The organism is Nitratireductor sp. XY-223, assembly GCF_004959855.1.
Taxonomy (GTDB): Bacteria; Pseudomonadota; Alphaproteobacteria; order Rhizobiales; family Rhizobiaceae; genus Hoeflea_A.
On record NZ_SPNT01000006.1, the window covers coordinates 272,382 to 294,779 of the forward strand.

Consider the following 22,398-nt stretch of genomic DNA (forward strand, 5'->3'; position numbering starts at 1 on the left):
AGCCAATCCGGTGCCGACAAAGATGTTTGGAACCATGAATGCCGGACCCGAGGTCAAGGCCTCGGCTCTGCCGAGCGAAAGCCACTTGCACGGCCACATGGCGCGCGGCGATTTCCTTGATTGCTACAGTGTCGAATCCGCAATGACGCCGAGGCAGGCTGCCGAAATCATAACCGAATTTCCGGGATGGGCCCGGTTTCTCGTTCTCGTGCGACGCGTCGTGACAGCACCCTTCGGATTGTCCAATGACGGACCGCAGGCGCGCGACAAAATCGGTCCATTCCCGGTGGAAGCGGAAACGGAATCGGAACTGATCGCCGGGTTAAACGACAAGCACCTCGATTTCCGCGTATCGGTTTTTTCCGACGGCGGCCGTGTCTCGCTGGCGACCTGGGTGCATCCGCACAATATCGGCGGCCGGCTTTACCTTGCGGTCATCCTGCCGTTTCACATCCTGATTGCCCGGAACGCGCTGGCGCGCGTTGGGTCAACGTCAAAGCCGCAAATCTGATCTCGATCTAGATTCGCACCAGCACCGCGCTGTCGAAGGCGATCACCTCATCGCCGTCCTGGTTGAAGCCCTCGGATTTCAGCTCGACGATGCCCCATTCGGGCTTTGTCTTGCGCTGCCTGGCCGACAGGAAGGTGTTGAAGTACCGGATCGTGTCGCCGGCATAGACGGGCCTCAGCCATTTCAGGTTGCGGAAGCCGGGGGAGGGGCCCATGACCGGTACCTGCCTGCCTGCGGCCTTCAGGTCTGCCAGCCAGCGGTCGCGGTATTCGATGTTCTTCTTCATCCACACCGCCGTCGTGTGCCAGCCCGAGGCGCACAGGGCGCCAAGCAACGAATGTCGGGCCGCCTCTTCGTCCAGATGGAAGGGCTGCGGATCGAATTTTTTTGCAAATGCGATAATCGCTTCCGGGGTGAAGGTGTAGGTGCCCAGGTCCGCACGCCGGCCGATTTCGAATGCGTCGAGACCGCTCATCGGCTTTCCCCTTCGTCCCGACAGGCAAAGAAACCGGAGTTCTCCGACGCACAGACCAGCTCGCCGCGCTGGTTGTAGATCTCGTGGCGAAAGGCGACGGCGCCGATACCAGGGCGCGACTCAAGGCGCCTCGAAGACTGGACCGTTGACGTGCCGCGCAGCGTGTCGCCGGCGAGCACCGGACGCTTCCATTCGCAGCTGTCGACACCCGGCGCGCCCTGGGACGTGGAATTGCCGATATAACCGTCGATGAACATGCGCATGATCATCGAACAGGTGTGCCAGCCGGAGGCCGACAGGCCGCCAAGGATGCTCGCCTTTCCGGCGGCCTCGTCGAGATGCATGGGCTGTGGGTCGAATTCGCTGGCAAAGGCGATAATTTCCCCGGCGCTGACCGGATAGGGGCCGAGTTCGAACCGGCTTCCGGGCTTGAAGTCCTCGAAGGCGAGTTTCTTCGCTGGGTCCTGTTGATTGTTCATGGTTGACCTTATGCCGCGATCCGTGCGGTTTGTCAGCCTCAAAGTTGCGCGATCACGCCGAAATAGAGCGGCGGGCCGAGATATGCGATGACTGCGAGCACCAGCAGCGCGCGGACCCATAGCGCGTGGAAACGCCGCCAAAGGATGAAGCTCAACAGGATGCCGATGCCGATCTCGACCAGCGCGAAGAGATTGCCGTTGTGGCTCGGGTTCCAGTAGGAAACCGGCGAACGGAAGCGCCAGTCGGAGAACGGCCAGAAATGGGCGTGGGCGTCGTTGACATGGACGGGCAGGTCGGTGGCCAGGTGAATGAGCGCGGCGAGGGCGAAGAATGTCAGAAGCGCCGCCGGGCGCAGCCATCTCGATGCGACAAGGCCGATCAGAAGTACGAGAACATAAAGCGGCGCGGAATTGCCGACGGTGACCGCGTCCGACCAGGGCGGCTGAAAGTAAAGCTCGGACCACACGGTGCGCTCGGGGACGCCGGCGAATTTCGACCACACAAACAGCGTGTAAATGGCGAGATCGGGCACCAGCGCGCCGGCAATGACCGCCGTGTTGCGGGCCGGCTCGCCGGGTTTCGCCAGGATGGCGGCGGCCAGCAGCACATGGGTCTGGGTGTTCATGGATGGCAACATTGCAACGCCGGTGCTGGCGTTGCAACAGGTGTTGACGCGACTTTACGTGTTGAACTTGAAGAGCATCACGTCGCCGTCCTGGACGACATATTCCTTGCCCTCGTCGCGGGCCTTTCCGGCGTCGCGGGCGCCGACCTCGCCGCCATAGGCGACAAAATCGTCGTAGGCGATGGTCTGGGCGCGAATGAAGCCGCGCTCGAAATCGGTGTGGATGACACCGGCCGACTGCGGCGCCTTGGCACCGCGCTTGACGGTCCACGCGCGCGCTTCCTTCGGGCCTGCGGTGAAGAAGGTGATCAGGTCGAGCAACGTGTATCCGGCGCGGATCAGTCGGTCGAGGCCGGGCTCCTCAAGGCCCAGTTCCGACAGGAACTCGGTCGCTTCCTCGGAATCGAGCTGTGCGAGCTGGGACTCGATTTCCGCCGAAATGATGACGATCTGTGCGTTCTGCTCGGCGGCCATGCGGGCGACCGCCTCGGTCTGCCCGTTGCCGCCGGCCGCATGCGCCTCGTCGACATTGCACACGTAAAGTACCGGCTTGGAGGTCAGAAGATTGAGTGATTGAAGCAGCCGCAGATCCTCAGCCGCGATGCCGTCGAGCAGCAGGCGCACCGGCTTGCCGTTCTGCAGCAGTTCGAGGGCCTTTTCCATCATCGGCAGGATGAGAAGCGCGTCCTTTTCCCTGCCGGTCGCGCGCTTGCGCGTCTGCTCGGTGCGCCGTTCCAGGCTTTCGAGGTCGGCGAGCATCAGTTCGGTTTCGATCGTATCGGCATCGGCGACCGGATCGATCCTGCCCTCGACATGGGTGATGTCGTCATCGTCGAAACAGCGCAGCACGTGAACGATCGCATCAACCTCGCGGATATTGGCGAGGAACTGGTTGCCGAGGCCCTCGCCCTTGGAGGCGCCGCGCACGAGGCCGGCAATATCCACAAAGGAGATCCGGGTCGGAATGACCTCTTTCGATTTGGCGATCTCGGCGATGGCACGGAGGCGCGCATCGGGAACCGCGACCTCGCCCGTATTGGGCTCGATCGTGCAGAACGGATAATTGGCGGCCTGGGCAGCGGCCGTCTTGGTCAGGGCGTTGAACAGTGTGGACTTGCCCACATTGGGCAGGCCGACGATGCCGCATTTGAAACCCATTTCCTATTCCTTGTTACCGAAGAGTTTTTTCAGCATATCCGCCATCGGTCCCGTCTTCGGAGCCTCGGCCGGCGCGTTTTGCCGCGCGGCGCGAATATGCGACTGGCCCTTTTGCGGTTTCGCCTTGGCCTTGCCGTCCTGCCGGGTCCCGTTTCCGAGCGCCACCGCGATCTTGTTCAAGAATCCCGATTCATCCCCGGTGACGAGCATCGGAAAATTGTCGGCGACAGCGTCCAGCAGTTGCTCGACCCACTCACCGTCGGCCTTGGCGAAATCGCCGAGCACATGGCTGTTGACGCGTTCCTTGTGGCCGGGATGGCCGATGCCGAGCCGCAGGCGCCGGTAATCCTTGCCGCAGTGGGAGTCGATGGACCTGATACCGTTGTGGCCGCCATGGCCGCCGCCAGTCTTGATCCGCACCTTGCCGGGCTGCAGGTCCAGCTCATCGTAAATGACAATGAGATCCGACGGCGTCAGCTTGTAGAACCGCATCGCTTCGCCGACGCTCTCGCCCGAGAGGTTCATATAGGTCTGCGGCTTGATGAGAAGCACCTTTTCGCCGGCCAATTGACCCTCGGCGATCTCGCCGCGGAACTTTTTCGACCAGTTCGAAAAGGAATGGCGGCGGGCAATCGCGTCCGCCGCCATGTAACCGATATTGTGGCGATTCTTGGCATGACGGGAGCCGGGGTTGCCAAGGCCTGCGACGAGCAGCATTTGCACCGGTCTCCGTAATGCGGCAGGCGGCGATTATTCCTCGCCGTCGCCTCCTTCGGCAGCCTCTTCGCCGTCGCCTTCGCCTTCGACGCCCTCTTCGCCTTCGCCCTCGAGCGCCTCTTCGCCTTCCTGTTCCTCTTCTTCCTCACTCTTGAGGCCGGCAGGTGCAGCGATTGTCGCGATGGTGAAGTCGCGGTCGGTGATCGTCAGTTCGACATCGTCGGGCAGGGTGATGTTCGAGATGTGGATGCCGTCACCAAGATCAAGGTCAGTCAGGTCGCCGATGAAGTTCTCCGGAATGTTGTTGGCCGGGCAGACAACTTCGACCGCGTGACGGACGACGTTGAGAACGCCACCGCGCTTGAGACCGGGCGACTCTTCCTCGTTGATGAACTGCATCGGCACTTCGACGGTGACAACAGTGTCCTTCGAAATGCGCAGGAAATCGACATGCATGGTGAAATCGCGGACCGGATCGAGCTGATAGTCCTTCGGCAGGACCTGGATCTTCTTGCCGTCGATATCGATCGTGGCGATGGTGGTCAGAAAGCCACCGCTGTGGATCTTCATCGTCACTTCCTTGTAGGGAAGGGCGATGGAAACCGGGGGTTCCTTGCCGCCGTAGATAACAGCGGGAATCTTACCGTTGCGGCGAAGTTCGCGGGCGGACCCCTTACCAACCCGATCGCGCGCCTCGGCAACGAGCTCATAATTGCTCATGGCTTGTCCTTTCGAGGTACATCTGGAGTGTTTCCCGGACACTTTTACTGTCCGCAAAAACATCGAGCGGCCACAGGCCGCCCCGTCCGCGTTGCCTCCAAGGGTGTCTACGCGGACGCGCGCTATATAGCGGAGGGTTTTGTGCGATGCAAGCGCAAAGCGGCGCCGAAAAGGCGCCGCTCGCTTTGGTCCGGGCGGAGGGAGGAACACCGCGGACCGTGTTGTGCCGGTGAGGACCGTTTACTGCGTCTGCAGTTCCTCGGGAGTCTTGTCCGAGATCGTGTCCCACTTCTCGTTGGCCGCGGTGATCAGGTTGGCGCGGTCGGCTTCCCAGCGCTCCTGGATGCCGGGTGCCAGGTTCAGGTAAAGCTTGTTGTCGACAATGCGCCACAGTTCGGGATCGCCGTCGAACTTGAAGCCCATCGCCGTGCCGAAAGCGCAGTAGCCGCCATAGGCAGGCGCATAGGCATCCGGATTGGCGACGAAGAGCGCCTTGTTCTCTTCATTTGCGAAGCGGTAGGTGGCGCCGTTGTGCTCGGCGGTGATCTGGAAGTCGCCCGGTGTCGGCGCGCCTTTTGTGAAATAGGCAACCGGGTCATAGCCGCGCAGGGCAAGGCCCGTCGTGGTGGCGTTGACGTCGACGCCTGCGGCGAGCGCGGATGTCAGGAGCGCGGCGGAAAGGGCGACGCCGGCCAGGGTGGTTTTCAGGACTTTGAACATGTCGATCTCCTCGGTTCGTGGTTTTCGGCGGGTTCGAAACCGGCATCGGCGGATCGCCGCCAAGGCCGGTTTCGGGACCGGAAAGGGTTGGACGGGTTCCGGCTGAGGGGAGTTGTATAATTAGGAACCAATTGGTACAAAACAAATGAATGTGAGCGGAACTTGATTGAAAAATCGTGCTGCGCTCTTATGACTGATAGAAAGCCCTAATTACGACAGGTAACAGCAGAACTGCGCGACCATGGCCCGCCCACGTGAATTCGACATGGACACCGCCGTAGACGGCGCAATGCAGATATTCTGGCGGCTGGGATATGCGGCGACCAACCTGCCCGAGCTGCTGCATGCGATGGGCGTCTCCAGGGGATCCTTCTACAAGGCGTTCGGAGACAAGCACTCAGCCTATCTCGCGGCGCTTGACCACTATGACCGTACCTGTATCGGTTCCGCCGTCAAACTGTTGTGCGACCGCTCGATCGGCGACGGTGCGGCGCGCATCTTGCGCCTTTTCGAGCAGACCGGATGCGGCGAGAGCGTCGCGCCGCGCGGATGTTTCGTCTGCAATGCCATGGTTGAACTCGGGCCGCACGATCCTGCCGTGGCAAAGAAGACGGCCGCCATGTCGAACAGGTTGCAGGCGGCAATCTACGATGCGCTCGGCGATGTCCCGGGACTCAACCCGTATGACACGGAATCCAGGCATCGCAAGGCGGCGATTATCACGAGGCTCTATCTCGGCGCTCAGGCCATGAGCAAGACGGGCGACCGCAACGCCGACTGGAAAAACCTGCTCGGCGAGTTGCTCAACCGCCGGATCGCCTGACGATCAGTCGAACAGGCTGGAGACCGATTCCTCCGCAGCCGTCCTGCTGATCGCCTCGCCGATGAGGTTGGCGGTGGTGATGACGCGGATGTTGTGGGCGTTCTGAACCGCCGTTGTCGGCTGGATGGAGTCGGTGATCACCAGTTCCGTTAGCTTAGAGGCCGTGACCCGTGCAACCGCGCCGCCGGACAGGACGCCGTGCGTGATATAGGCGGTGACGCTCGTCGCATTGTTTTCCAGCAGGGCCTCCGCCGCATTGCAGAGCGTGCCGCCGGAATCGACGATATCGTCGATCAGGATGCAGTCCTTGCCGGAAACATCGCCGATAACGTTCATGACTTCCGACTCGCCCGGCCGGTCACGGCGCTTGTCGACGATCGCAAGAAGCGAATCGAGCCGTTTTGCCAGGGCACGCGCGCGCACAACGCCGCCGGTGTCGGGCGAGACGACCATGATGTTCGAGACGTCGTAGTTTTCCTTGATGTCGCGGGCGAGAATCGGGACTGCGAAGAGATTGTCCGTCGGGATGTCAAAGAATCCCTGGATCTGGCCGGCATGCAGGTCGAGCGTCAAAACGCGGTTGGCTCCGGCCTCGGTGATCAGGTTGGCGACCAGCTTGGCCGAAATCGGCGTGCGCGCGCCGGGCTTGCGGTCCTGTCGCGCATAGCCGAAATAGGGAAGCACCGCGGTGATGCGCCTGGCCGATGCGCGCCGGGCCGCATCCGTCATGATCAGCAGTTCCATCAGGTGGTCGTTCGCAGGGTATGCGGTCGACTGGATTATGAAGACGTCCTCGCCGCGAACATTCTCCTTGATCTCGACAAAAATCTCCTGGTCGGCGAACCGCCTGACCGTCGCGTTGCCGAGAGGAATGTTGAGATAATTGCAGATGGCTTCTGCGAGGACCCTGTTCGAATTGCCCGAAAAAAGCTTCATGGCGCGCTGCCTGTGCTGGTACCCCGATGGCCGGCGTTTTAGCGGTCCCGCGCACGATTGCAAGGGCGATCCGGTTCATTCGTGAATTTTACCCAGAAATCAGCGACTTCTTGTGCGCTCCGGCACCGCGGCGGCTATCCGCCGGAACCGGGCTGGATGCTCCAGGCGACATAGTCGGCGATGGTGCGGGCGGCTATCGCCTCCATCGTGGCGTCCTGGACGACGTCCCACGGATCCGCCGCCGTGCCCTGCGCGACCTCCTGGCCGCGTATACGGTGGAGACGGGTGCCGCTGCGGTCGAGAACGTCCCAGACGAAGGCGACGGTCGTCTTGTCGCCGTCGGTGAAGGCTGAAAAGTACCCTTTCAGGATGTGATTGCTGTTGCCGTCGCCGGAATTGAGGATGACCAGGCCGCGGGCGCGGGCCTCCGAGCCGAGCTGCCGCGACAGCGGCTGCACGGCGCCGACCGGCGCGCCGATGACGGGCGTGAAACTGATGGTCGAGGCGCTGTTCTGCCTTGCAAGGTTTGCCGTCGACGTGGACGGGACCGGCGTCGAGTTCGTCGTTGTCTGTTCCGTCGGAATGGCCGGCTGGTCGGACCCGATCGGCTCGACCGGCTGGGCCGGATCGTCAGGATTGACAGGAGTCAGCGGGTCCTGGGTTCCCACATCGGCCTTCGGGCGCAGCCAGGAGGCATCCGTCAGCCCGCTCGTCGTGCAGCCGGCGAGCTGCAGCGCAAACAGGGTAACCAGAACTATGCCAACAGTTTTCCTACGCAAGTTACAACCTCTTCCGACCGATCAGCTATTTGACAATCAGATCCAGGCTGTGGGCTGAAAGCGCCGCCGGGTCCTCTTCTGTGGTCAAATAGGTGTGTCCGAGCGTCATGGCTGTGCCGGATTCAGAGTCCATAATAATCATATGCACAAACAATGACATATCCGCCCTGATGTTTTGTTCGTTTCCGGAAAAGAACATTTCGCGTTCCATCCAGCTTGGCGTGAAACGGGCGCCCAGTGAATAGCCGCACGCATTGAGCCGGTGCCGGGTCAGACCACGGTCCTCCATGACCTTCGCATGGGTAGCGAACACATCGCCGAAATTGTGGCCCGGACGCAGAACCTGTTCAATTTCCTCGAGCGCCTCGCGACAAACGTCATAGAGTTCGAGATGCCGTTCCGTCGGTTTTCCGATGATGACCGTGCGCATCATGGCGACATGGTAGTGCGCAAAGACACCGGCCCATTCCAGGGTGAGCTGGTCGTTTTCATCGAGCGTGCGGCGGCCGGACTTGTAGCGGCACAGCAGCGCGTCACGGCCCGAGCCGATGATGAACTCATTGCCGGGATAGTCGCCGCCTCCGGAAAAGACCGCGCCCTGCATGGCGGCCAGGATGTCGGCTTCGTCGGCACCGGGCTTTATCAGCGGCAGCGCCGCGTCCAGTGCCGCGTCGGCAAGGCCTGCTGCGGTCTTGATGTGATCGATTTCCGCCGGGCTCTTGATCAGCCGCAGCCGGGAAACCACACCGGATGCGTCAACCAGGTCGCCGAAGGACTGCAGCTGGTTGTCGAGCTTGCGGCCATTGGCGCCGGTCAGCCCGTGTGTGTCGTACTCCACGCCGATGCGACAGCCGAGCAGATCCATGTCGTTCAGAAGGTTTTTCAACTCCATGGTCGGATCGGCATTGGCGCGGTCGGTCCAGACCGAGATGTTCTCGATGATCGATGTATGGCGCGCCTGGCGCAAATCGGCCGAACGGGTCAGCAAATGCATCGATCCGTCCGACTTAACAATCAATGTCTGGAAGAAACAGAAGCCGAACGTGTCGTATCCGGTCAGCCAATACATGCTTTCCTGGGCGAAAAGCAGCATGGCGTCGAGCTCGTTGTCCTGCATGGCGTCGAGTAGGCGGCGTTTTCGCCAGCGGAATTCTTCCATGTCAAAGTGCTGGGTCAATTCATCCTCCATCGACAATGCCAATTGCTGAAATCTGGCGCCCGTAGTCGGGCTCGCCGCGGTGGGTGGTGCGGCGGAATGAAAAAAACATGCCCTCATCCGCATAGGTGCAGTGACCGCTCGGCTGCGCGGCAATTCCGGCCGCAGCCAGACGGTCGAGGATGAAGGACTGCAGGTCGAAAAAACTGTGGTTTTCTCGTGTCGAGGGAGTGAAATAAGCGCCGTTGTCCGTGTTTTCCCGAACGAAACGGTCGACGAATTCGGGGCCGACCTCGTAGTTCGGGCCGCTGATGCTCGGACCTATGCAGGCGGCGATGCGCTCGCGCCGGGCGCCGCATTGTTCCATTGCGGTAGCGGTGTTCTCGATGATCCCGTTGAAGGCGCCGCGCCAGCCGGCGTGGGCCGCGGCGACCACGCCCGCCTGCGGATCGGCCATCAGGACGGGACCGCAATCGGCGGTAAGAACGCCGACAAGGATGCCGGGAGCGGCCGTCACCATGGCGTCGGCTTTCGGCCGAGCGCCATCATAGGACTTGTCGACGATGACGACGTCGGATGAATGGACCTGGTGCGGCGTCGCCAGCCGCTCCGGCGGAAGCGGAAACCAGTTGCAGACACGGGTGCGGTTTTCCACAACATGGGCCCGTTCGTCGCCGGAACCCAGTCCGACATTCAGGCCCTCGTAGATGCCCCGGGATACGCCGCCGCGCCGCGTGAAAAACCCGTGGCGGATGTCTGTACCGGCACAGCTTTCGTCCAAAAGCGGGCTGGTGATCGGTTCGGGTCGCTCACGGTCGAGCATGGCGGGCCTCACGGCTTTTCATCCGGCGGGATGGTGATCAAACTGGACTTGTCTGTCAATCATAGGAATCGAGTGCTTTTAAGACAGGCCGCCGGACGGGCCGGCGAGGCTGTTGAAAGGTGCGATGGCGACGTCTGCGCCGCTTATGCACAACACTTTGAAAAGGTTACCCATCTGCCCCTGTCCCGTGCCGGCCAGACGTTCGACCGAGCGGCGTATTTCCTGCTGAACGTCGGGGCTCTTGCCGGCACCGAGCGAACCGGCCCGTTCAAGCAGGCCGAGAGCCAGGAGGAAACCGCCCTGGTTCATGGGCGGCCAGACTTTAGCGCCCTCGGCGGCGGCGGCGGTGCCAAGGGCCTGGAAATCCACATGGCTTGTCAGGTCGCATTCTCCCGGCGCGTCGAGTACGCCGGCATATTCCTGTTTTCTGACCGCCTGCAAGGTGTCGCCATAGCCGCTTTCCAGATGGCCGTAGTCGATAACGAGAGCGGTGCCATCGCAGCGTCTCAGGCGTGCGGCAATCTCGGCCATGACGGCTTCGCGCGCCGGTGCGATCTCGAATATGTCGCCGGCAACGGCGTGCCCCGGCAGCGTGTCGCGATCGATGGTCGCGGCGCCTGCGCAAAAGGCGAGGGCACCGTCGTCGCCGACGGTGACGAGCCGTTCGCGGAAGCCGTCCTCAGTGTTGACAAACTGGCGGATCGGCAGTGCGTCGAACAGCTCGTTGCAGAAAAGCAGCGTAAAGCCATCCGCGACATCCGTGACCGCGGTATGCCAGTGGCACTTGATTTGAGCGCCGGCCAGCGTCTCGCGCTGGATTGCCTCAAGCTTCTCGCTGGTCTCGACGAGGTGCGCGGTGGCCGACTGCGCCAGTTCCGGTGCAAGCCTGTCGATGACGCGCTGGGCGTCGGCCATCAGTGTTCCGCGTCCGGGGCCGATTTCGACGAGGCGGGTCCCGGCCGGCCGGCCGTGCGCCTTCCAGGCCTCAATCAGGAAAATGCCGATCAGTTCGCCGAACAGCTGGCTGATCTCCGGCGCCGTGGTGAAATCGCCGGCGGCTCCGAAGGGATCGCGGGTCCGGTAGTAGCCGAATTCGGGATCGCCGAGACAGGCGGAAAAGTAGTCCGCGACGCTGATCGGACCGGCGGCCGCGATCATGCGTCGCAGTTTCTTTGCAAGCGGTGTCGTCAATGGCCGCTACCGCTGTCGCGAACGGGAGTCGCTTGCGCCGGCGGTTTCGCATAGGCCATGGCGATGAGGCCGACCGCAATCATGGGAACCGACAGGATCATGCCCATCGTCAGCCACCCTCCGAACAGGTAGCCGATATGGGCGTCCGGCTCGCGGAAGAATTCGACAAGGATGCGGGATGCGCCGTAGCCAAGCAGAAATGCGCCGCCGACATAGCGCGGGCGCTTGAGCTTGCCGAAGCGGAACATCAGCAGGAAGAGCGCGAAGAACAGCACCGGGCCCTCGAGCACCGCCTCGTAGAGCTGGCTCGGATGCCGCGGATCGGGACCGCCGGTGGGAAAAACGACCGCCCAGGGAACGTCGCTGACCCGGCCCCAGAGCTCCCCGTTGACGAAATTCGCCAGGCGCCCGAGGAACAGCCCGATCGGCGCCGAGGCGGCGATGACATCGAACAGGCTCCAGACCGATATGCCCCGGTTGCGGGCGAACAGGATCATGGCGATGATCGTGCCCAGGAGCCCGCCATGGAAGGACATGCCTCCCTTCCAGATCTCGAACATGCGCAACGGGTTCTGCAAGAACGCGGCGAAATCGTAGAAAAATATGTAGCCGAGCCGGCCGCCGAGGACGATGCCGACCGCCGCCCAGATCAGGAAGTCGTCAATGTCGGCGACGCGCATGGCCGGCTGCCCGTTGAACCAGAGCCTGTCGGCGCCGGCCAGCGTCCGCGCGTAGCGCCAGCCCAGCAATATGCCCACAACATAGGCAAGGCCGTACCAGTGAACGGCCAACGGGCCGATGGAAAACAGCACCGGGTCTATATCGGGAAACGGTAGTGCGGCGTGGACTGGGTTCATGACGGATCCAAAACTGTGTGCGGACGGGCCGGAACATGCCGGTGGCCGCTCCTGCGGTCAAGGGTTGCGTCGCCCGGCTCGAATCCTTAACTCACTACAATGAAGGATGTTGCGTTACCAGCAAAAGCGAGACAGCAAGATGACCACAGGCCCCAATCGAATTCTTGATGACTTTGCCAGGCTCATGACGGATGCGGCGGGCGCCGCCCAGGGCCTGCGCGACGAGGTCGAGACGGCGTTGCGCGCCCAGGCCGAAAGGGTGCTAAACAACATGGATGTCGTCCAGCGCGAGGAATTCGAAGCCGTGCGGGAAATGGCAGCCCGCGCGCGCGACGAGAACGAGGCGCTTTCGGCACGGATCGACGCCCTTGAAAAACGCGTGGCCGAACTCGGGGGAACCGCGAAACCCAAGCCGACACGCAAAAAAAGCTCCGGCGCCGGCAAAGCTTCGTAACTTTTTTGCCGTAGCCGGCCGCAAAAAAGCCCGATCCGAAAAAACCTTTGCCCAGAATCCCTTAGACTCGGGTTCTGCGGAAATGATTCACCGCGTATCCACATCGGAATTCAATGCGCCGCCAATTAAGGGGTGGCGCTGTGACTCTGCCGTTATACACTGATTTTAAAAGATGATTCGAAGCGGAATTTGACTGCCTTAGTGGGCGAGTAGCAGGCGGTCGGTTTTTAGTTTGTAGAGTGCGTGAGTTGTTTCCGGGTTCAGCGTGGGCGCGGCGAGGATTTATTGCGCCTGTGAACATTGAGATTCGGGGAGAATAGGTGCGGCATGAGCCTTATTGAATTTGAATATGAACGCGAGCTCAATCCTGTCGACATGATTGAGTACGTCGCGGCCAACAACGACTGGTCTTTCGAACGGTCGGGCGAAGACGAGATCGCCATGACCGTGGAGGGGCGCTGGTCGGAATACCACGTTTCCTTTTCCTGGATGGAGGATTTCGAGGCCCTCCATCTGGCGTGTGCGTTCGACATCAAGGTACCGGAGAACCGGGTCAGCGAAGTGGTCACGCTTCTGCACCTGCTCAACGGGCAGATCCTGATGGGTCATTTCGACTTCTGGCAGCAGGAGGACGTGGTTATCTTCCGGCAATCGCTGCTCTTGTCGGGTGGCGCCGAGCCCACCAACCAGCAGGTCGAGGTGCTGTTGTCGAGTGCGCTGGAAACCTGCGAATTGTACTTTCAGGCCTTTCAGTTTGTGATCTGGTCAGGTATGGACGCCAAAAGCGCCACCGAAACGGTTCTTTTCGAGACCGTCGGAGAGGCCTGACAGACACAGACCAGGGAGGTCCGATATCATGACATCCGGTCCCGTCGTCCTTGTGGGCGCCGGCAACATGGGTGGTGCGATGATGCGCGGATGGCTCGCGTCCGGAATTGAACCGGGCGCGATCATCGTTGTCGATCCGTCGCCCCCGCCGGCGATGATCGAACTCCTGAATTCGGAAGGGATCCGCCACTGCCCGGCGGTCCCGGAAGACGTCACGGCCGGAGCGCTGATTGTCGCGGTCAAGCCGCAGTTGATGGGCGTCGTCCTGCCGGGGCTGAAACCGCTTATCGGGCCGGACACCGTTTGCGTCTCCATCGCCGCCGGAACGAAGATCGGGACGATGACCCGTCATCTCGGCGATGTCGCGGTGGTGCGGTCGATGCCGAACATGGCGGCGATGATCGGCCGCGGGATCACCGCTGCGGTGGCCAATGAAAAGGTCAGCGACGAACAGCGGTCGTCCGCACACGCGCTGCTTCTCGTTACGGGACCGGTCGAATGGGTCGAGACCGAGGACCAGATCGACGCCGTGACGGCCCTCTCGGGCAGTGGCCCGGCCTATATCTTTCACCTTGTCGAATGCATGGCGGAGGCCGGCCGCAAGGCCGGTCTTGACGCTGATGTGGCGATGCGACTGGCACGCGCGACCGTCGCCGGCGCCGGCGAATTGCTGCATCAATCGGATGACGATGCCGCCGCCCTGCGAAAGAGCGTCACGTCCCCCGGCGGCACGACCGCCGCGGCGCTCGATGTTTTGATGCGCGAGGACGGGCTGCAGGCGCTGTTCGACGAGGCAATCGCGGCGGCAAAGAAACGCGCCCATGAACTGGCGGAACACGGGTGAAACATGGCTGACCAAATCGCATGGTCGGACTTCGAGAAGGTCGATATTCGCGTCGGCACCATTGTCGAGGCCGAGCCTTTTCCGGAAGCGCGAAAACCGGCGATCAAGCTGAAGGTCGATTTCGGGCCGGACCTAGGCGTGCGCAAGTCGTCGGCGCAGATAACGAAGCACTACGCGCCGCAGGAGCTGGTCGGCCGCCAGGTGATGGCGGTGGTCAATTTCCCGCCGCGGCAGATCGGACCGGTCATGTCCGAGGTGCTGGTGCTCGGCTTTCCCGACGATGAGGGGGAGGTGGTGCTCGCCGCTATCGACAAGAAAGTGCCTGACGGCGGAAGGCTGTACTAGGCCGGTACCCGCACGACCGCTCGCAGACCGCCCATCGGGCTGTCGGCAAGCGAGATGTCGCCGCCGTGGCTGCGGGCGATGTCGAGCGCGATGGAAAGGCCGAGGCCAGTGCCGCCCTTGTCCTGGTTGCGGGATTCGTCGAGACGGAAGAACGGCTTGAAGACATCTTCGCGCAGTTCGGGCGCAATGCCGGGGCCGTCGTCGTCGATCGTTATCGTCAGCCATCCGGTCCGCACCGTCGCCTCGACTGCGACGGTCTGCGCATGCCGGCAGGCATTGGACACAAGGTTGATGACGAGGCGCGAGAAGGCGTTCGGCCGGACCTTGATGAGCGGCAGTCCGTTGAGCTTGCAGGTCAGGTTGCGCCCGTGCACCTGCGCGTGCTCGTTCAGCTTGTCGAAAAGCTTGTTGAGATCGAGTTCTCCGACATCTTCCTGGGCTTCGCCGCGCGCAAAGGAGAGGTATCCCTCAAGCATCGACTGCATGTCGTCGATATCGTCGTTGAGGCGGGTGGTCTCGGCCTCGTCTCCAACAAGGGCGAGCTGCAGCCGGAAGCGCGTCAGAATCGTGCGGAGATCGTGGCTGACACCGGTCAGCATGGCCGTGCGCTGCTCGATCTGCCGCTCGATGCGTTCGCGCATCCGGATGAAGGCGAGTCCGGCGCGCCGGATCTCGTCGGCACCGCGCGGGCGGAAATCCTCCGGCATCCTCTGGCCCTTGCCGAAACTCTCGGCGGCATCGGCGAGGCTGAGGATCGGCCGGATCTGGCCGCGCAGGAAAAGGATCGCGATGATCAGGAGCACCAGGGACGTTCCGACCATCCATAAAAGGAATATGTGCGTGTTGGAGGCGTAAGCCTGGCTGCGGCGCGCAAAGACGCGCAGCACCTTGTCGTCCAGCAGGATGCGGATCTCGACAAGGTTGGAATCGCCGACCGTGTCGATCCAGAACGGACGCCGGATCTGGCGGGTGATCTCCTCGCTGAGGATCGAGTCCAGGATCGAGAAGAAGGGCTTGGAACGCGGCGGCGGCAATGTACCGTCCGGCTCGATGGCGATGTTCAGCTCCAGGCGGTCGCGCGCCATGCGGGTGATTTCGTCGTAGTTTGCGTCCTGGGGGTAGGTCTCGATGACGTCTATAATGGCGGCGATGTCCCTGGTGACGGCTGTCGACAGGCGCTGGGTCACCGTCTGCCAGTGGCGCTCCATGAAGACGAACGCGATCACCGACTGCAGGATGACCATCGGCAGGATGATGATCAGCAGCGTGCGGCCGTAGAGCCCTGTCGGGATACGGCGCGTGAACCAGCGCGTAAAGCGCCGGTAGCCCTTCGGCGGATACCGCTCGTGCTCACGCCTTATGGAGTCAATGGTCGTCATCTGGCATTCCCGTTCACGGCCATCGAGGCACCCCGAAGGGCACCCGGCGGTCCGCGTGCGACCATCTTATAGCAGGGAAACGGGAATTCGACCCGTCAATTGCAGGATAAATCCCTGTCCGGTCAGGTAAAAACGTCGCGGCGAAGAAGTTCCGTTCGCAACGGGCCGGCGCTATTCGACGCTCAGTCGGTAGCCGATGCCGCGCACCGTTTGCAGCCACATTGGATTGGCCGGATCTTCCTCGATCTTGCGCCGCAGCCGGTTGATCTGGACGTCGATCGTGCGCTCGCCGATGTCGATGTCCTGGCCGACCAGTTCGTGCCTCGGTATCGTCTCGCCAGGGCGCTGCGCGAACTGCACCATGATTTCCTGCTCGCGGTCGGTCAGCCGCACCACCTCCGCGCCCTTCTTGAGCTCGCGCCGGGCGAGCCCGAATGTGTAGGGCCCGAACACGATCTGCTCGATCTGCGGGATTTCCAGCGGTCCGCCGCGTTTGAGGATGTTGTTGATGCGCAGGACAAGCTCGCGCGGATCGAAGGGCTTGGAAAGATAGTCGTCGGCACCGGCCTCAAGTCCCTCGAGGCGGCTGTTTATCTCGGCAAGCGCCGTCAGCATCAGGATGGGAACGTCGCGCAGCTCGCGCAGCCATTTGGTCAGCGCGACACCGGTTTCGCCCGGCATCATGACGTCGACCACCAGAAGGTCGAATTCCAGACCGTTGAGCTTGCGCCGGGCCTCGGCGGCGTCGGCGGCGGTCGTCACCCGGAAGCCCTGATCGCTCAAGTAACGGTTCAGCAGGTCGCGAATGCGCGTATCATCATCAACGACGAGCAGATGCGCAGCATTGTCGGATAGCATTTCTGCCGGCATGCCGCCTCCTTATGCAATTCTCCAAAAGCCCTTACGCATCAATCCCGATTAACCATTCCCTGAAGGAACTGCCTGATCAGTTTTTGCCCCTCGGAATCGATACCCCTTAGTGCTTCGGTTATGCGGCGAGACTGTGGCCGCGCCAGCTCCAGCGCCAATTCCCGGCCCTTGCTGGTCGGATAAAGCCGCCTTTGCCGGCGATCGTTGGGGCCTTCAACCTGGTGTATGTAGCCGGAATCGATCAACTGTTTCAGGACCCTGGCAAGGCTCTGCTTGGTAATCCTGAGGGTGTCGAGCAGGTCCGCGACCGTCATTCCGGGCTGCCGGTTGACGAAATGGACGACCCGGTGGTGCGCCCGGCCGAAACCGAAACGTGCCAGTATGGCATCGGGATCGGAGGTGAAATCGCGATAGGCGAAGTACAGCATCTCGATGATGTCGAAATCGATGCCATCGCTTTCCGACATGGGGCCCGTGATCGTGTCGGAATCGGGTATTTTTCGTGCCCTTTCGGACGCCATTGCGATATTCCCTTTCAAATATGTCAGCCTTGTTGACATAAATTGATGCTATTGATAGCCTCAATCCGCGTCAAGGATGTAAAACCCCCTAATTGACACGGTATTGGCGTTTTGACCGCGGTTTACCGCCCGGCGCTCAATTTCCGGAATTTATCGGGCTTTTCTCATATCCGGCGAATACAACTCGAATGAAGCGCGACGCGCTGGAGGTAACGCAATGGCATCGGTCCCCTTCGATCAGCTTGAGGGCGAGATTTGGTACAATGGTGAGTTTGTTCCGTGGCAGGATGCGAAGCTGCACGTGCTGTCGCACGGCCTGCACTATGCGAGCTCCGTGTTCGAAGGCGAGCGGGCTTATGGCGGTGTGATCTTCAAGCTGCGCGAGCATACCGAGCGGTTGCACAAGTCGGCCAAACTGCTGGGGTTTGAAATTCCCTACAGCGTCGAGGAAATCGACGACGCCTGCAACGAGCTGCTGAAACGCCAGGGTTTCGAGGACGCCTATGTGCGGCCGGTCGCATGGCGGGGCAGCGAGATGATGGGCGTGTCGGCGCAGCACAACCGGATCAACCTCGCCATCGCCATCTGGCAGTGGCCGTCCTACTTCAAGCCGGAGGAACGGCTCAAGGGCATCCGTCTCGACATGGCCAAGTACCGCCGCCCGGATCCCAGGACGATCCCGAGCGAATCCAAGGCGGCGGGCCTTTACATGATCTGCACGCTGTCCAAGCACGAGGCCGAGAGCAAGGGCTACGCGGATTCGCTGATGCTCGACTGGCGCGGCCGCGTGGCCGAAGCCACGGGCGCCAACATATTCTTCGTCAAGGACGGCGTTATCCACACGCCGACACCGGACTGTTTCCTCGACGGCATCACGCGGCGCACGGTCATCGATCTCGCCCGGAAACGCGGCTACGAGATCGTCGAGCGGGCGATCATGCCGGAGGAGATGGAAGACTTCGAGGAGTGCTTCCTGACCGGCACCGCTGCCGAGGTCACGCCCGTGTCCGAGATCGGCCCCTACCGGTTTTCCGTCGGAGAAATCACGACGAACCTGGTGAACGACTACATGAAGGCCGTCCAGCCGGTGCGCGAGGCAGCCTGAATCAACGTCGCCTCAGAGCATTGACGGGCGCGCGTCGGTCACAGGCGCGCGCCCTTTTGTTTGCCAATCCGGCGCCGGGCGTGGCACATAGCCGGTGCGGCTCCTCTAGTTTCGGAAAAACATCATGGGTCAGATCCAGGCCGGCATCGTTCCGGTCACCGACTTTCAGCAGAATTGCACCATCCTGTTCGACAGCGATACCAAACGCGGCGTGGTCGTCGATCCGGGCGGCGATGTCGCCGCGATCACGGACGTTCTGGAAAAGAACGGGATCGGAATCGATGCGATCTGGCTGACGCACGGTCACATCGATCATGCCGGTGGCGCAATGGACCTGAAGGATGCGCTCGGGGTCGAGATCGTCGGGCCGCACAGGGATGACCTGAAGCTGCTGCAGGGGCTAGAGGACCAGGCAGCGATGTTCGGCCTCGACGGCGCGGTGCGCAACGTCATGCCGGACAAGTGGCTGGAGGAGGGGGAAACGGTTTCCTTCGAAGATCACGTGTTCGAGGTCTTTCACTGCCCGGGACACGCGCCCGGCCATGTGATTTTCTTCAACCGCAATGCCGGTTTCGCCCATGTCGGCGACGTGCTCTTCCGCGGCTCGATCGGACGCACCGACCTGCCGGGCGGCAATCATCAGCAATTGCTGGATTCGATCCGCGACAAGGTGCTGCCATTGGGTGACGAAGTGGGCTTCATTTGCGGCCACGGACCCGGCGGACGGATCGGCGAGGAGCGTCTCACCAACCCGTTTCTCAAGGGGATCTGACCCCGATCCGCATCAGCGCGCGACGCAGAAGTGGTCGTAGCCGTCATAGCCGCGGAACGTACCCGTTGCCGGATCGAATGAGCGGTAGCGCTGGGCGCAGTACCTGTACCATTCGTCGGTCCACGGCTCGATGGTTCCGGACGTGTTCACCGACGATGGCGCCGGCGGATAGTAGTTCGGCGAGTGCGAGTAATCGTTGGGCGCCTGCGGATAATAATCCGGCTGCGGGTAGTAGTTCGGCCGCGGCGCGGGATTCGGCGGCTCGCTCAGTATCGCTCCGGCGATGATGGCACCGGCGGCAAGGCCGAGAACGCCGAGCAGCAACGCGTCGTCGTTGTTCTTCTGGATGACAACGGGTCCCCGGTGGCGTTTGTGATGCTTGTGTTTGTGGCCGTTCCAACCACCGTGATGGTGCGGGCGGCCGCGATCGTGCGCATGGGCCTGCGACAGCGGAGCGGCTGCGACTGCTGCGACGGCAAGTGCGGCGACGAGTACTTTAACTTGCTTTCCCATCTTCCATGTTCCTCTCGGTGGCTTGCGATTGGGTTGTGTTCGTAACGCTGGGTCTCAAGCTAGGAAACCCTGCCTGAACGCAAGCTGAACGGACTGCAAGAGGCGGTAGAATGCAAAAAAGGGCGCCGCGGATTGCTCCGGGCGCCCGGCCGAATGCGTATGCCTTCCTTTATGAGCCGTTGGCCAGCGCGCCGCCGATGATGGCGCCCGCGGCAAAGCCGAGCAGACCCATCGCCGCAGCGTTGTTCTTGCCCTTGTGGACGACGACCGGCGGCTTTTTGTAATAGCCGCGCGGATAGTGCACCCTCGGGCCTTTCTTGTAGTAGCCGGGGCCGCCTTTGTGGACGTGGTGCCGGCCGCTTTCGGGGCCAGGCTTCGGGGCAGCCATGGCGCCGCTGACGGGAACGAGCGCCGTTGCAACGACGGCCGCGGTTGCGATTGCAGTTTTGGTCAAGATGTTCATCGTATCCGATCCTGTATCACGTTGATCGAGGGCAGAAGATCCCTCTGTCTGGATCGGAAACTATGCTTTGGTCTATGAACGCAAACTGAATGGAAGTCGTTGAGTTATTAAATAAAATTAATGTATGTGTATGCTTCGGGTTGCCCGGCCGCCGACCGGGCAACGCTGACTTCCGGCCAATTACTCGACGATCGTCAGATTAACGGCCTTGGGTCCCTTGCCGCGACGATCCGGTTCGGTCTCGAAGCTCACCTTCTGGTTCTCCATCAGTGTCTCCAGGCCCGAATCCTTCAAGGCCGAAATGTGTACGAAAATATCAGATTCACCGGTATCCGGCTTGATGAAGCCGAAGCCCTTATCGGTATTGAAAAACTTTACAGTGCCAGTTTCGGCCATTCTGTCAGGTCCTCTGTTGTCCGCCGGCGTCACGCCCGCGCGTCCTCGGTTTCACCCGTCAAACGGGTGCGGCAGGCAGTTCTCGAAAATTGCGGAAAGGTCCCTGTTATCGTGATCCCTGATGCTCATTCAGCACGTGTTTCGACCACCCGGATTATTATGCGTCTCCGGTCCGCATCGCTATCAGTAGGTTTTCCCGTGTTCGCAAATTGCCCGAACGGGCGACACAGTGGGCCAGCCTGAAGAAATAAGCAAGAAAAAGTTTTGTGACGGTTTCGTATTGCAACTCACAGAATGAAACCGGGCATCCCCCGGGGCAGCGGCGCTTCGAACAGGTCCCGGTTGCCAAAGGTTGAATAATATCAAGGTAAAGCCCGCGTTAACGGGACCGGTCGATATGGACGCGTATCGGGCGGGCAGACGTCACGACGCTTTCGCCTTTCCGGCGCGCCTACCTGTGGTTGCGGGTATGATTTCGACGGCAAGTATTGCCGCAAATATAAAAATACATCCCAGGTAACCGATACCGGCAATGCGTTCCGCCAGGAATATCGCGCCAAAAAGGGCGGCGAAAAGTGCTTCCGAAGACAGGAATATCGCGGCCTGCGCCGAGGTCGTGTATCGCTGGCCGACGGCCTGCAGCGTGAATGCAAGACCGCTGGAGAACACGCCGGAATAGACGATCTCAGGAGCGGCATCGAGGATCGCCCGGAATTCGATCGGTTCGGTGGCGACCGCGGCGACAAATCCGAGCGCCGCGCAAACCGCGAACTGCACCGCCGACAGGGTCAGCGGCCGTCCGGTTCGCGTGCCGTAGAGGCCGACGAGCAGAACCTGACAGGCCCAGAAGAAGGCACCGATGATCACCAGAACGTCGCCGCGGCTCATCGAAACGATGCTGCCGCCGCTCAACAGCCAGATGCCGGCGAAGGCCAGCAGGGCCGCGGGCCAGACAATCGGGTGCGGCTGCTGGCGCAGCACGCCGACCATGAGAAACGGGACGATGACGACGTAGAGGCCGGTCAGAAAACCGGCATTGGTGACCGTGGTGGTCAACAGGCCGACCTGCTGGAATGCCATGCCGACCAGGAGCACAATTCCGATCCAGACAAAACCCGTCCAGTCCGAGCGGGACAAGGGAGCCGTCGCATATCTGGATTCGCGCAGCGCGAAGGGCAGCACCGAAAGGGTCGCCAGCGCGAAGCGCAGACTGACGAAGAGCATGGGGCCAATGGCGTCCATGGCCGTGCTCTGGGCAACGAAGCCCATGCCCCAGACAGCCCCTGCCAGCAACAGCAGCAAATTTGCCTTTGCGCGATTCATCGGTATTGACCTTGCTCGAAACAGTCCGGACGCGGACGTCCGGATCCGGAGACCTGCTCTATCAGCGCATTTTCGCGGCGGCAAGAGGCGGGCGGCAAACGGCGCCGGGGCCGGCGCTAGACGTCCTTCAGGTAGAGCTTCAGACGCTCCAGGTTGGCACCGAAATCGAGGCGGCCGAGCTGGGCGCGCGCATAGGCGATCACGCCGGTGCGACCGTCGTCCATGGAGACCAGCTCGATGCTGATAAGATCCGGGAACCGCATTGTCGGCGAATAGGTCACGTAGCGCAGGTGCGTGGGATCGTCGCCGTTGTCGACGCGGCGCGCGAGCGGATCAACCGCCTCGATGCGGCCGGCCAATTTGTCGGCGATGGCCTGCGGCGGCGCATCAAGGGCCGGCAACTCGAGGTCGCAGTTCCCGCGCAGGCCCCCTGTGCAGGCAAGGGCGTCGTTGGCGGTCGGGCTGCGCCTTATCTCGACAAGGTCGAGCCGACCGCGATCGGGCGAACCAGCGACAAGCAGCCAGCTCCTCTCGCGACCGTAGACAAGGAACACAAGCGCGGCACAAAGGATGATGGCCGCGACAATCGCGAGCGCGACAAACAGATACTTCAA

The 22,398-nt window shown here is 61.7% G+C and carries 29 protein-coding genes; 8 read left to right on the forward strand and 21 right to left on the reverse strand.

Going from position 1 to position 22,398, the window contains the following annotated elements; all coding sequences use genetic code 11:
* Positions 1-22 precede the first annotated feature (22 nt).
* On the forward strand, positions 23-511 hold the full coding sequence (locus E4M07_RS20445; protein ID WP_206057327.1) for a DUF2867 domain-containing protein: 489 nt from the start codon (positions 23-25) through the stop codon (positions 509-511).
* Between the two features lie 7 nt (positions 512-518).
* Here E4M07_RS20445 and E4M07_RS20450 read toward each other — a convergent pair whose 3' ends face one another.
* From E4M07_RS20450 to E4M07_RS20480, 7 genes are all read right to left on the reverse strand, one after another.
* The gene (locus E4M07_RS20450) at positions 519-986 is read right to left on the reverse strand and encodes a MaoC family dehydratase (RefSeq protein WP_136660246.1); all 468 of its coding nucleotides are present in this window, start codon (positions 984-986) and stop codon (positions 519-521) included.
* The gene (locus E4M07_RS20455; protein ID WP_136660247.1) at positions 983-1,465 is read right to left on the reverse strand and encodes a MaoC family dehydratase; all 483 of its coding nucleotides are present in this window, start codon (positions 1,463-1,465) and stop codon (positions 983-985) included. The genes E4M07_RS20450 and E4M07_RS20455 overlap by 4 nt, the downstream gene beginning before the upstream one ends.
* A 38-nt stretch (positions 1,466-1,503) precedes the next feature.
* Entirely contained in the window at positions 1,504-2,091 is a 588-nt protein-coding gene (locus E4M07_RS20460) for a hypothetical protein (protein WP_136660248.1), read from the reverse strand.
* Positions 2,092-2,145: 54 nt separating this feature from the next.
* A complete protein-coding gene (gene ychF, locus E4M07_RS20465) occupies positions 2,146-3,249 on the reverse strand; it encodes a redox-regulated ATPase YchF (protein WP_136660249.1) in 1,104 nt (367 codons plus the stop codon).
* 3 nt (positions 3,250-3,252) lie between these two features.
* The gene (gene pth, locus E4M07_RS20470) at positions 3,253-3,966 is read right to left on the reverse strand and encodes an aminoacyl-tRNA hydrolase (RefSeq protein WP_136660250.1); all 714 of its coding nucleotides are present in this window, start codon (positions 3,964-3,966) and stop codon (positions 3,253-3,255) included.
* 33 nt (positions 3,967-3,999) lie between these two features.
* Positions 4,000-4,686: a 50S ribosomal protein L25/general stress protein Ctc gene (locus E4M07_RS20475; protein ID WP_136660251.1), complete on the reverse strand. Its 687-nt coding sequence runs from the start codon at positions 4,684-4,686 to the stop codon at positions 4,000-4,002.
* 240 nt (positions 4,687-4,926) lie between these two features.
* Positions 4,927-5,406, reverse strand: a complete 480-nt coding sequence (locus E4M07_RS20480; RefSeq protein ID WP_136660252.1) for a YHS domain-containing (seleno)protein — start codon at positions 5,404-5,406, stop codon at positions 4,927-4,929.
* Positions 5,407-5,671: 265 nt separating this feature from the next.
* On the opposite strand from E4M07_RS20480, the gene E4M07_RS20485 reads away from it, so the two are divergent.
* Positions 5,672-6,229 (forward strand): TetR/AcrR family transcriptional regulator, encoded by a 558-nt coding sequence (locus tag E4M07_RS20485; protein ID WP_169054318.1) that lies wholly within the window; start codon positions 5,672-5,674, stop codon positions 6,227-6,229.
* A 3-nt stretch (positions 6,230-6,232) separates the two neighbouring features.
* Here E4M07_RS20485 and E4M07_RS20490 read toward each other — a convergent pair whose 3' ends face one another.
* The 6 genes from E4M07_RS20490 to lgt all read right to left on the reverse strand — a co-directional run bounded on the left by E4M07_RS20490 (position 6,233) and on the right by lgt (position 11,971).
* Complete coding sequence (locus E4M07_RS20490) at positions 6,233-7,165, reverse strand: ribose-phosphate pyrophosphokinase (protein WP_136660254.1); 933 nt, start codon at positions 7,163-7,165, stop codon at positions 6,233-6,235.
* 134 nt (positions 7,166-7,299) lie between these two features.
* Positions 7,300-7,944, reverse strand: a complete 645-nt coding sequence (locus tag E4M07_RS20495) for a hypothetical protein (RefSeq protein ID WP_136660255.1) — start codon at positions 7,942-7,944, stop codon at positions 7,300-7,302.
* Positions 7,945-7,969: 25 nt separating this feature from the next.
* Complete coding sequence (locus E4M07_RS20500; RefSeq protein WP_136660326.1) at positions 7,970-9,103, reverse strand: Xaa-Pro peptidase family protein; 1,134 nt, start codon at positions 9,101-9,103, stop codon at positions 7,970-7,972.
* 19 nt (positions 9,104-9,122) lie between these two features.
* A complete protein-coding gene (pgeF, locus tag E4M07_RS20505; RefSeq protein ID WP_136660256.1) occupies positions 9,123-9,923 on the reverse strand; it encodes a peptidoglycan editing factor PgeF in 801 nt (266 codons plus the stop codon).
* 78 nt (positions 9,924-10,001) lie between these two features.
* Entirely contained in the window at positions 10,002-11,114 is a 1,113-nt protein-coding gene (locus tag E4M07_RS20510; RefSeq protein ID WP_136660257.1) for a class I SAM-dependent methyltransferase, read from the reverse strand.
* Positions 11,111-11,971 carry a prolipoprotein diacylglyceryl transferase gene (lgt, locus tag E4M07_RS20515; protein WP_136660258.1) on the reverse strand — a complete coding sequence of 287 codons (861 nt, stop codon included), beginning with the start codon at positions 11,969-11,971 and terminating at the stop codon, positions 11,111-11,113. Before lgt ends, E4M07_RS20510 begins: the two co-directional genes overlap by 4 nt.
* Positions 11,972-12,110: 139 nt before the next feature.
* Between lgt and E4M07_RS20520 the strand changes: the two genes are divergently transcribed.
* From E4M07_RS20520 to E4M07_RS20535, 4 genes are all read left to right on the forward strand, one after another.
* Entirely contained in the window at positions 12,111-12,425 is a 315-nt protein-coding gene (locus E4M07_RS20520; RefSeq protein ID WP_136660259.1) for an accessory factor UbiK family protein, read from the forward strand.
* A 327-nt stretch (positions 12,426-12,752) separates the two neighbouring features.
* Positions 12,753-13,253, forward strand: coding sequence for a YbjN domain-containing protein (locus E4M07_RS20525; RefSeq protein WP_136660260.1), 501 nt, complete (start codon positions 12,753-12,755; stop codon positions 13,251-13,253).
* 28 nt (positions 13,254-13,281) lie between these two features.
* Complete coding sequence (gene proC / locus E4M07_RS20530; protein ID WP_136660261.1) at positions 13,282-14,097, forward strand: pyrroline-5-carboxylate reductase; 816 nt, start codon at positions 13,282-13,284, stop codon at positions 14,095-14,097.
* 3 nt (positions 14,098-14,100) lie between these two features.
* On the forward strand, positions 14,101-14,442 hold the full coding sequence (locus E4M07_RS20535) for a tRNA-binding protein (protein WP_136660262.1): 342 nt from the start codon (positions 14,101-14,103) through the stop codon (positions 14,440-14,442).
* On the opposite strand, the gene E4M07_RS20540 is transcribed toward E4M07_RS20535, so the two are convergent.
* From E4M07_RS20540 to E4M07_RS20550, 3 genes are all read right to left on the reverse strand, one after another.
* Positions 14,439-15,821 (reverse strand): ATP-binding protein, encoded by a 1,383-nt coding sequence (locus E4M07_RS20540; RefSeq protein ID WP_136660263.1) that lies wholly within the window; start codon positions 15,819-15,821, stop codon positions 14,439-14,441. The two genes, E4M07_RS20535 and E4M07_RS20540, sit on opposite strands and share 4 nt — an antisense overlap.
* A 171-nt stretch (positions 15,822-15,992) precedes the next feature.
* Positions 15,993-16,691, reverse strand: a complete 699-nt coding sequence (locus E4M07_RS20545; RefSeq protein ID WP_136660264.1) for a response regulator — start codon at positions 16,689-16,691, stop codon at positions 15,993-15,995.
* Between the two features lie 38 nt (positions 16,692-16,729).
* Positions 16,730-17,212: a MarR family transcriptional regulator gene (locus E4M07_RS20550; RefSeq protein WP_136660265.1), complete on the reverse strand. Its 483-nt coding sequence runs from the start codon at positions 17,210-17,212 to the stop codon at positions 16,730-16,732.
* Between the two features lie 217 nt (positions 17,213-17,429).
* Between E4M07_RS20550 and E4M07_RS20555 the strand changes: the two genes are divergently transcribed.
* Both E4M07_RS20555 and E4M07_RS20560 read left to right on the forward strand, forming a co-directional pair.
* Positions 17,430-18,317, forward strand: a complete 888-nt coding sequence (locus E4M07_RS20555) for a branched-chain amino acid aminotransferase (protein WP_136660266.1) — start codon at positions 17,430-17,432, stop codon at positions 18,315-18,317.
* A 124-nt stretch (positions 18,318-18,441) separates the two neighbouring features.
* Complete coding sequence (locus tag E4M07_RS20560; protein WP_136660267.1) at positions 18,442-19,089, forward strand: MBL fold metallo-hydrolase; 648 nt, start codon at positions 18,442-18,444, stop codon at positions 19,087-19,089.
* Between the two features lie 12 nt (positions 19,090-19,101).
* Here E4M07_RS20560 and E4M07_RS20565 read toward each other — a convergent pair whose 3' ends face one another.
* The 5 genes from E4M07_RS20565 to E4M07_RS20585 all read right to left on the reverse strand — a co-directional run bounded on the left by E4M07_RS20565 (position 19,102) and on the right by E4M07_RS20585 (position 22,398).
* Positions 19,102-19,602 (reverse strand): BA14K family protein, encoded by a 501-nt coding sequence (locus E4M07_RS20565; RefSeq protein ID WP_136660268.1) that lies wholly within the window; start codon positions 19,600-19,602, stop codon positions 19,102-19,104.
* Between the two features lie 169 nt (positions 19,603-19,771).
* Positions 19,772-20,065, reverse strand: a complete 294-nt coding sequence (locus E4M07_RS20570) for a hypothetical protein (protein ID WP_169054319.1) — start codon at positions 20,063-20,065, stop codon at positions 19,772-19,774.
* 180 nt (positions 20,066-20,245) lie between these two features.
* The gene (locus E4M07_RS20575) at positions 20,246-20,461 is read right to left on the reverse strand and encodes a cold-shock protein (RefSeq protein ID WP_136660270.1); all 216 of its coding nucleotides are present in this window, start codon (positions 20,459-20,461) and stop codon (positions 20,246-20,248) included.
* Between the two features lie 423 nt (positions 20,462-20,884).
* A complete protein-coding gene (locus E4M07_RS20580) occupies positions 20,885-21,784 on the reverse strand; it encodes a DMT family transporter (RefSeq protein ID WP_136660271.1) in 900 nt (299 codons plus the stop codon).
* Between the two features lie 116 nt (positions 21,785-21,900).
* A complete protein-coding gene (locus tag E4M07_RS20585) occupies positions 21,901-22,398 on the reverse strand; it encodes a DUF1499 domain-containing protein (protein WP_169054320.1) in 498 nt (165 codons plus the stop codon).

What these genes read in the sequence shown, in the direction of transcription:
- E4M07_RS20445 (WP_206057327.1), top strand. Translation starts at nt 23, where the DNA reads ATGTTTGGAACCATGAATGCCGGACCCGAGGTCAAGGCCTCGGCTCTG.
- E4M07_RS20450 (WP_136660246.1), bottom strand. Translation starts at nt 986, where the DNA reads ATGAGCGGTCTCGACGCATTCGAAATCGGCCGGCGTGCGGACCTGGGC.
- E4M07_RS20455 (WP_136660247.1), bottom strand. Translation starts at nt 1,465, where the DNA reads ATGAACAATCAACAGGACCCAGCGAAGAAACTCGCCTTCGAGGACTTC.
- E4M07_RS20460 (WP_136660248.1), bottom strand. Translation starts at nt 2,091, where the DNA reads ATGAACACCCAGACCCATGTGCTGCTGGCCGCCGCCATCCTGGCGAAA.
- ychF (WP_136660249.1), bottom strand. Translation starts at nt 3,249, where the DNA reads ATGGGTTTCAAATGCGGCATCGTCGGCCTGCCCAATGTGGGCAAGTCC.
- pth (WP_136660250.1), bottom strand. Translation starts at nt 3,966, where the DNA reads ATGCTGCTCGTCGCAGGCCTTGGCAACCCCGGCTCCCGTCATGCCAAG.
- E4M07_RS20475 (WP_136660251.1), bottom strand. Translation starts at nt 4,686, where the DNA reads ATGAGCAATTATGAGCTCGTTGCCGAGGCGCGCGATCGGGTTGGTAAG.
- E4M07_RS20480 (WP_136660252.1), bottom strand. Translation starts at nt 5,406, where the DNA reads ATGTTCAAAGTCCTGAAAACCACCCTGGCCGGCGTCGCCCTTTCCGCC.
- E4M07_RS20485 (WP_169054318.1), top strand. Translation starts at nt 5,672, where the DNA reads ATGGACACCGCCGTAGACGGCGCAATGCAGATATTCTGGCGGCTGGGA.
- E4M07_RS20490 (WP_136660254.1), bottom strand. Translation starts at nt 7,165, where the DNA reads ATGAAGCTTTTTTCGGGCAATTCGAACAGGGTCCTCGCAGAAGCCATC.
- E4M07_RS20500 (WP_136660326.1), bottom strand. Translation starts at nt 9,103, where the DNA reads ATGGAAGAATTCCGCTGGCGAAAACGCCGCCTACTCGACGCCATGCAG.
- pgeF (WP_136660256.1), bottom strand. Translation starts at nt 9,923, where the DNA reads ATGCTCGACCGTGAGCGACCCGAACCGATCACCAGCCCGCTTTTGGAC.
- lgt (WP_136660258.1), bottom strand. Translation starts at nt 11,971, where the DNA reads ATGAACCCAGTCCACGCCGCACTACCGTTTCCCGATATAGACCCGGTG.
- E4M07_RS20520 (WP_136660259.1), top strand. Translation starts at nt 12,111, where the DNA reads ATGACCACAGGCCCCAATCGAATTCTTGATGACTTTGCCAGGCTCATG.
- E4M07_RS20525 (WP_136660260.1), top strand. Translation starts at nt 12,753, where the DNA reads ATGAGCCTTATTGAATTTGAATATGAACGCGAGCTCAATCCTGTCGAC.
- proC (WP_136660261.1), top strand. Translation starts at nt 13,282, where the DNA reads ATGACATCCGGTCCCGTCGTCCTTGTGGGCGCCGGCAACATGGGTGGT.
- E4M07_RS20535 (WP_136660262.1), top strand. Translation starts at nt 14,101, where the DNA reads ATGGCTGACCAAATCGCATGGTCGGACTTCGAGAAGGTCGATATTCGC.
- E4M07_RS20540 (WP_136660263.1), bottom strand. Translation starts at nt 15,821, where the DNA reads ATGACGACCATTGACTCCATAAGGCGTGAGCACGAGCGGTATCCGCCG.
- E4M07_RS20545 (WP_136660264.1), bottom strand. Translation starts at nt 16,691, where the DNA reads ATGCCGGCAGAAATGCTATCCGACAATGCTGCGCATCTGCTCGTCGTT.
- E4M07_RS20550 (WP_136660265.1), bottom strand. Translation starts at nt 17,212, where the DNA reads ATGGCGTCCGAAAGGGCACGAAAAATACCCGATTCCGACACGATCACG.
- E4M07_RS20555 (WP_136660266.1), top strand. Translation starts at nt 17,430, where the DNA reads ATGGCATCGGTCCCCTTCGATCAGCTTGAGGGCGAGATTTGGTACAAT.
- E4M07_RS20560 (WP_136660267.1), top strand. Translation starts at nt 18,442, where the DNA reads ATGGGTCAGATCCAGGCCGGCATCGTTCCGGTCACCGACTTTCAGCAG.
- E4M07_RS20565 (WP_136660268.1), bottom strand. Translation starts at nt 19,602, where the DNA reads ATGGGAAAGCAAGTTAAAGTACTCGTCGCCGCACTTGCCGTCGCAGCA.
- E4M07_RS20570 (WP_169054319.1), bottom strand. Translation starts at nt 20,065, where the DNA reads ATGAACATCTTGACCAAAACTGCAATCGCAACCGCGGCCGTCGTTGCA.
- E4M07_RS20575 (WP_136660270.1), bottom strand. Translation starts at nt 20,461, where the DNA reads ATGGCCGAAACTGGCACTGTAAAGTTTTTCAATACCGATAAGGGCTTC.
- E4M07_RS20580 (WP_136660271.1), bottom strand. Translation starts at nt 21,784, where the DNA reads ATGAATCGCGCAAAGGCAAATTTGCTGCTGTTGCTGGCAGGGGCTGTC.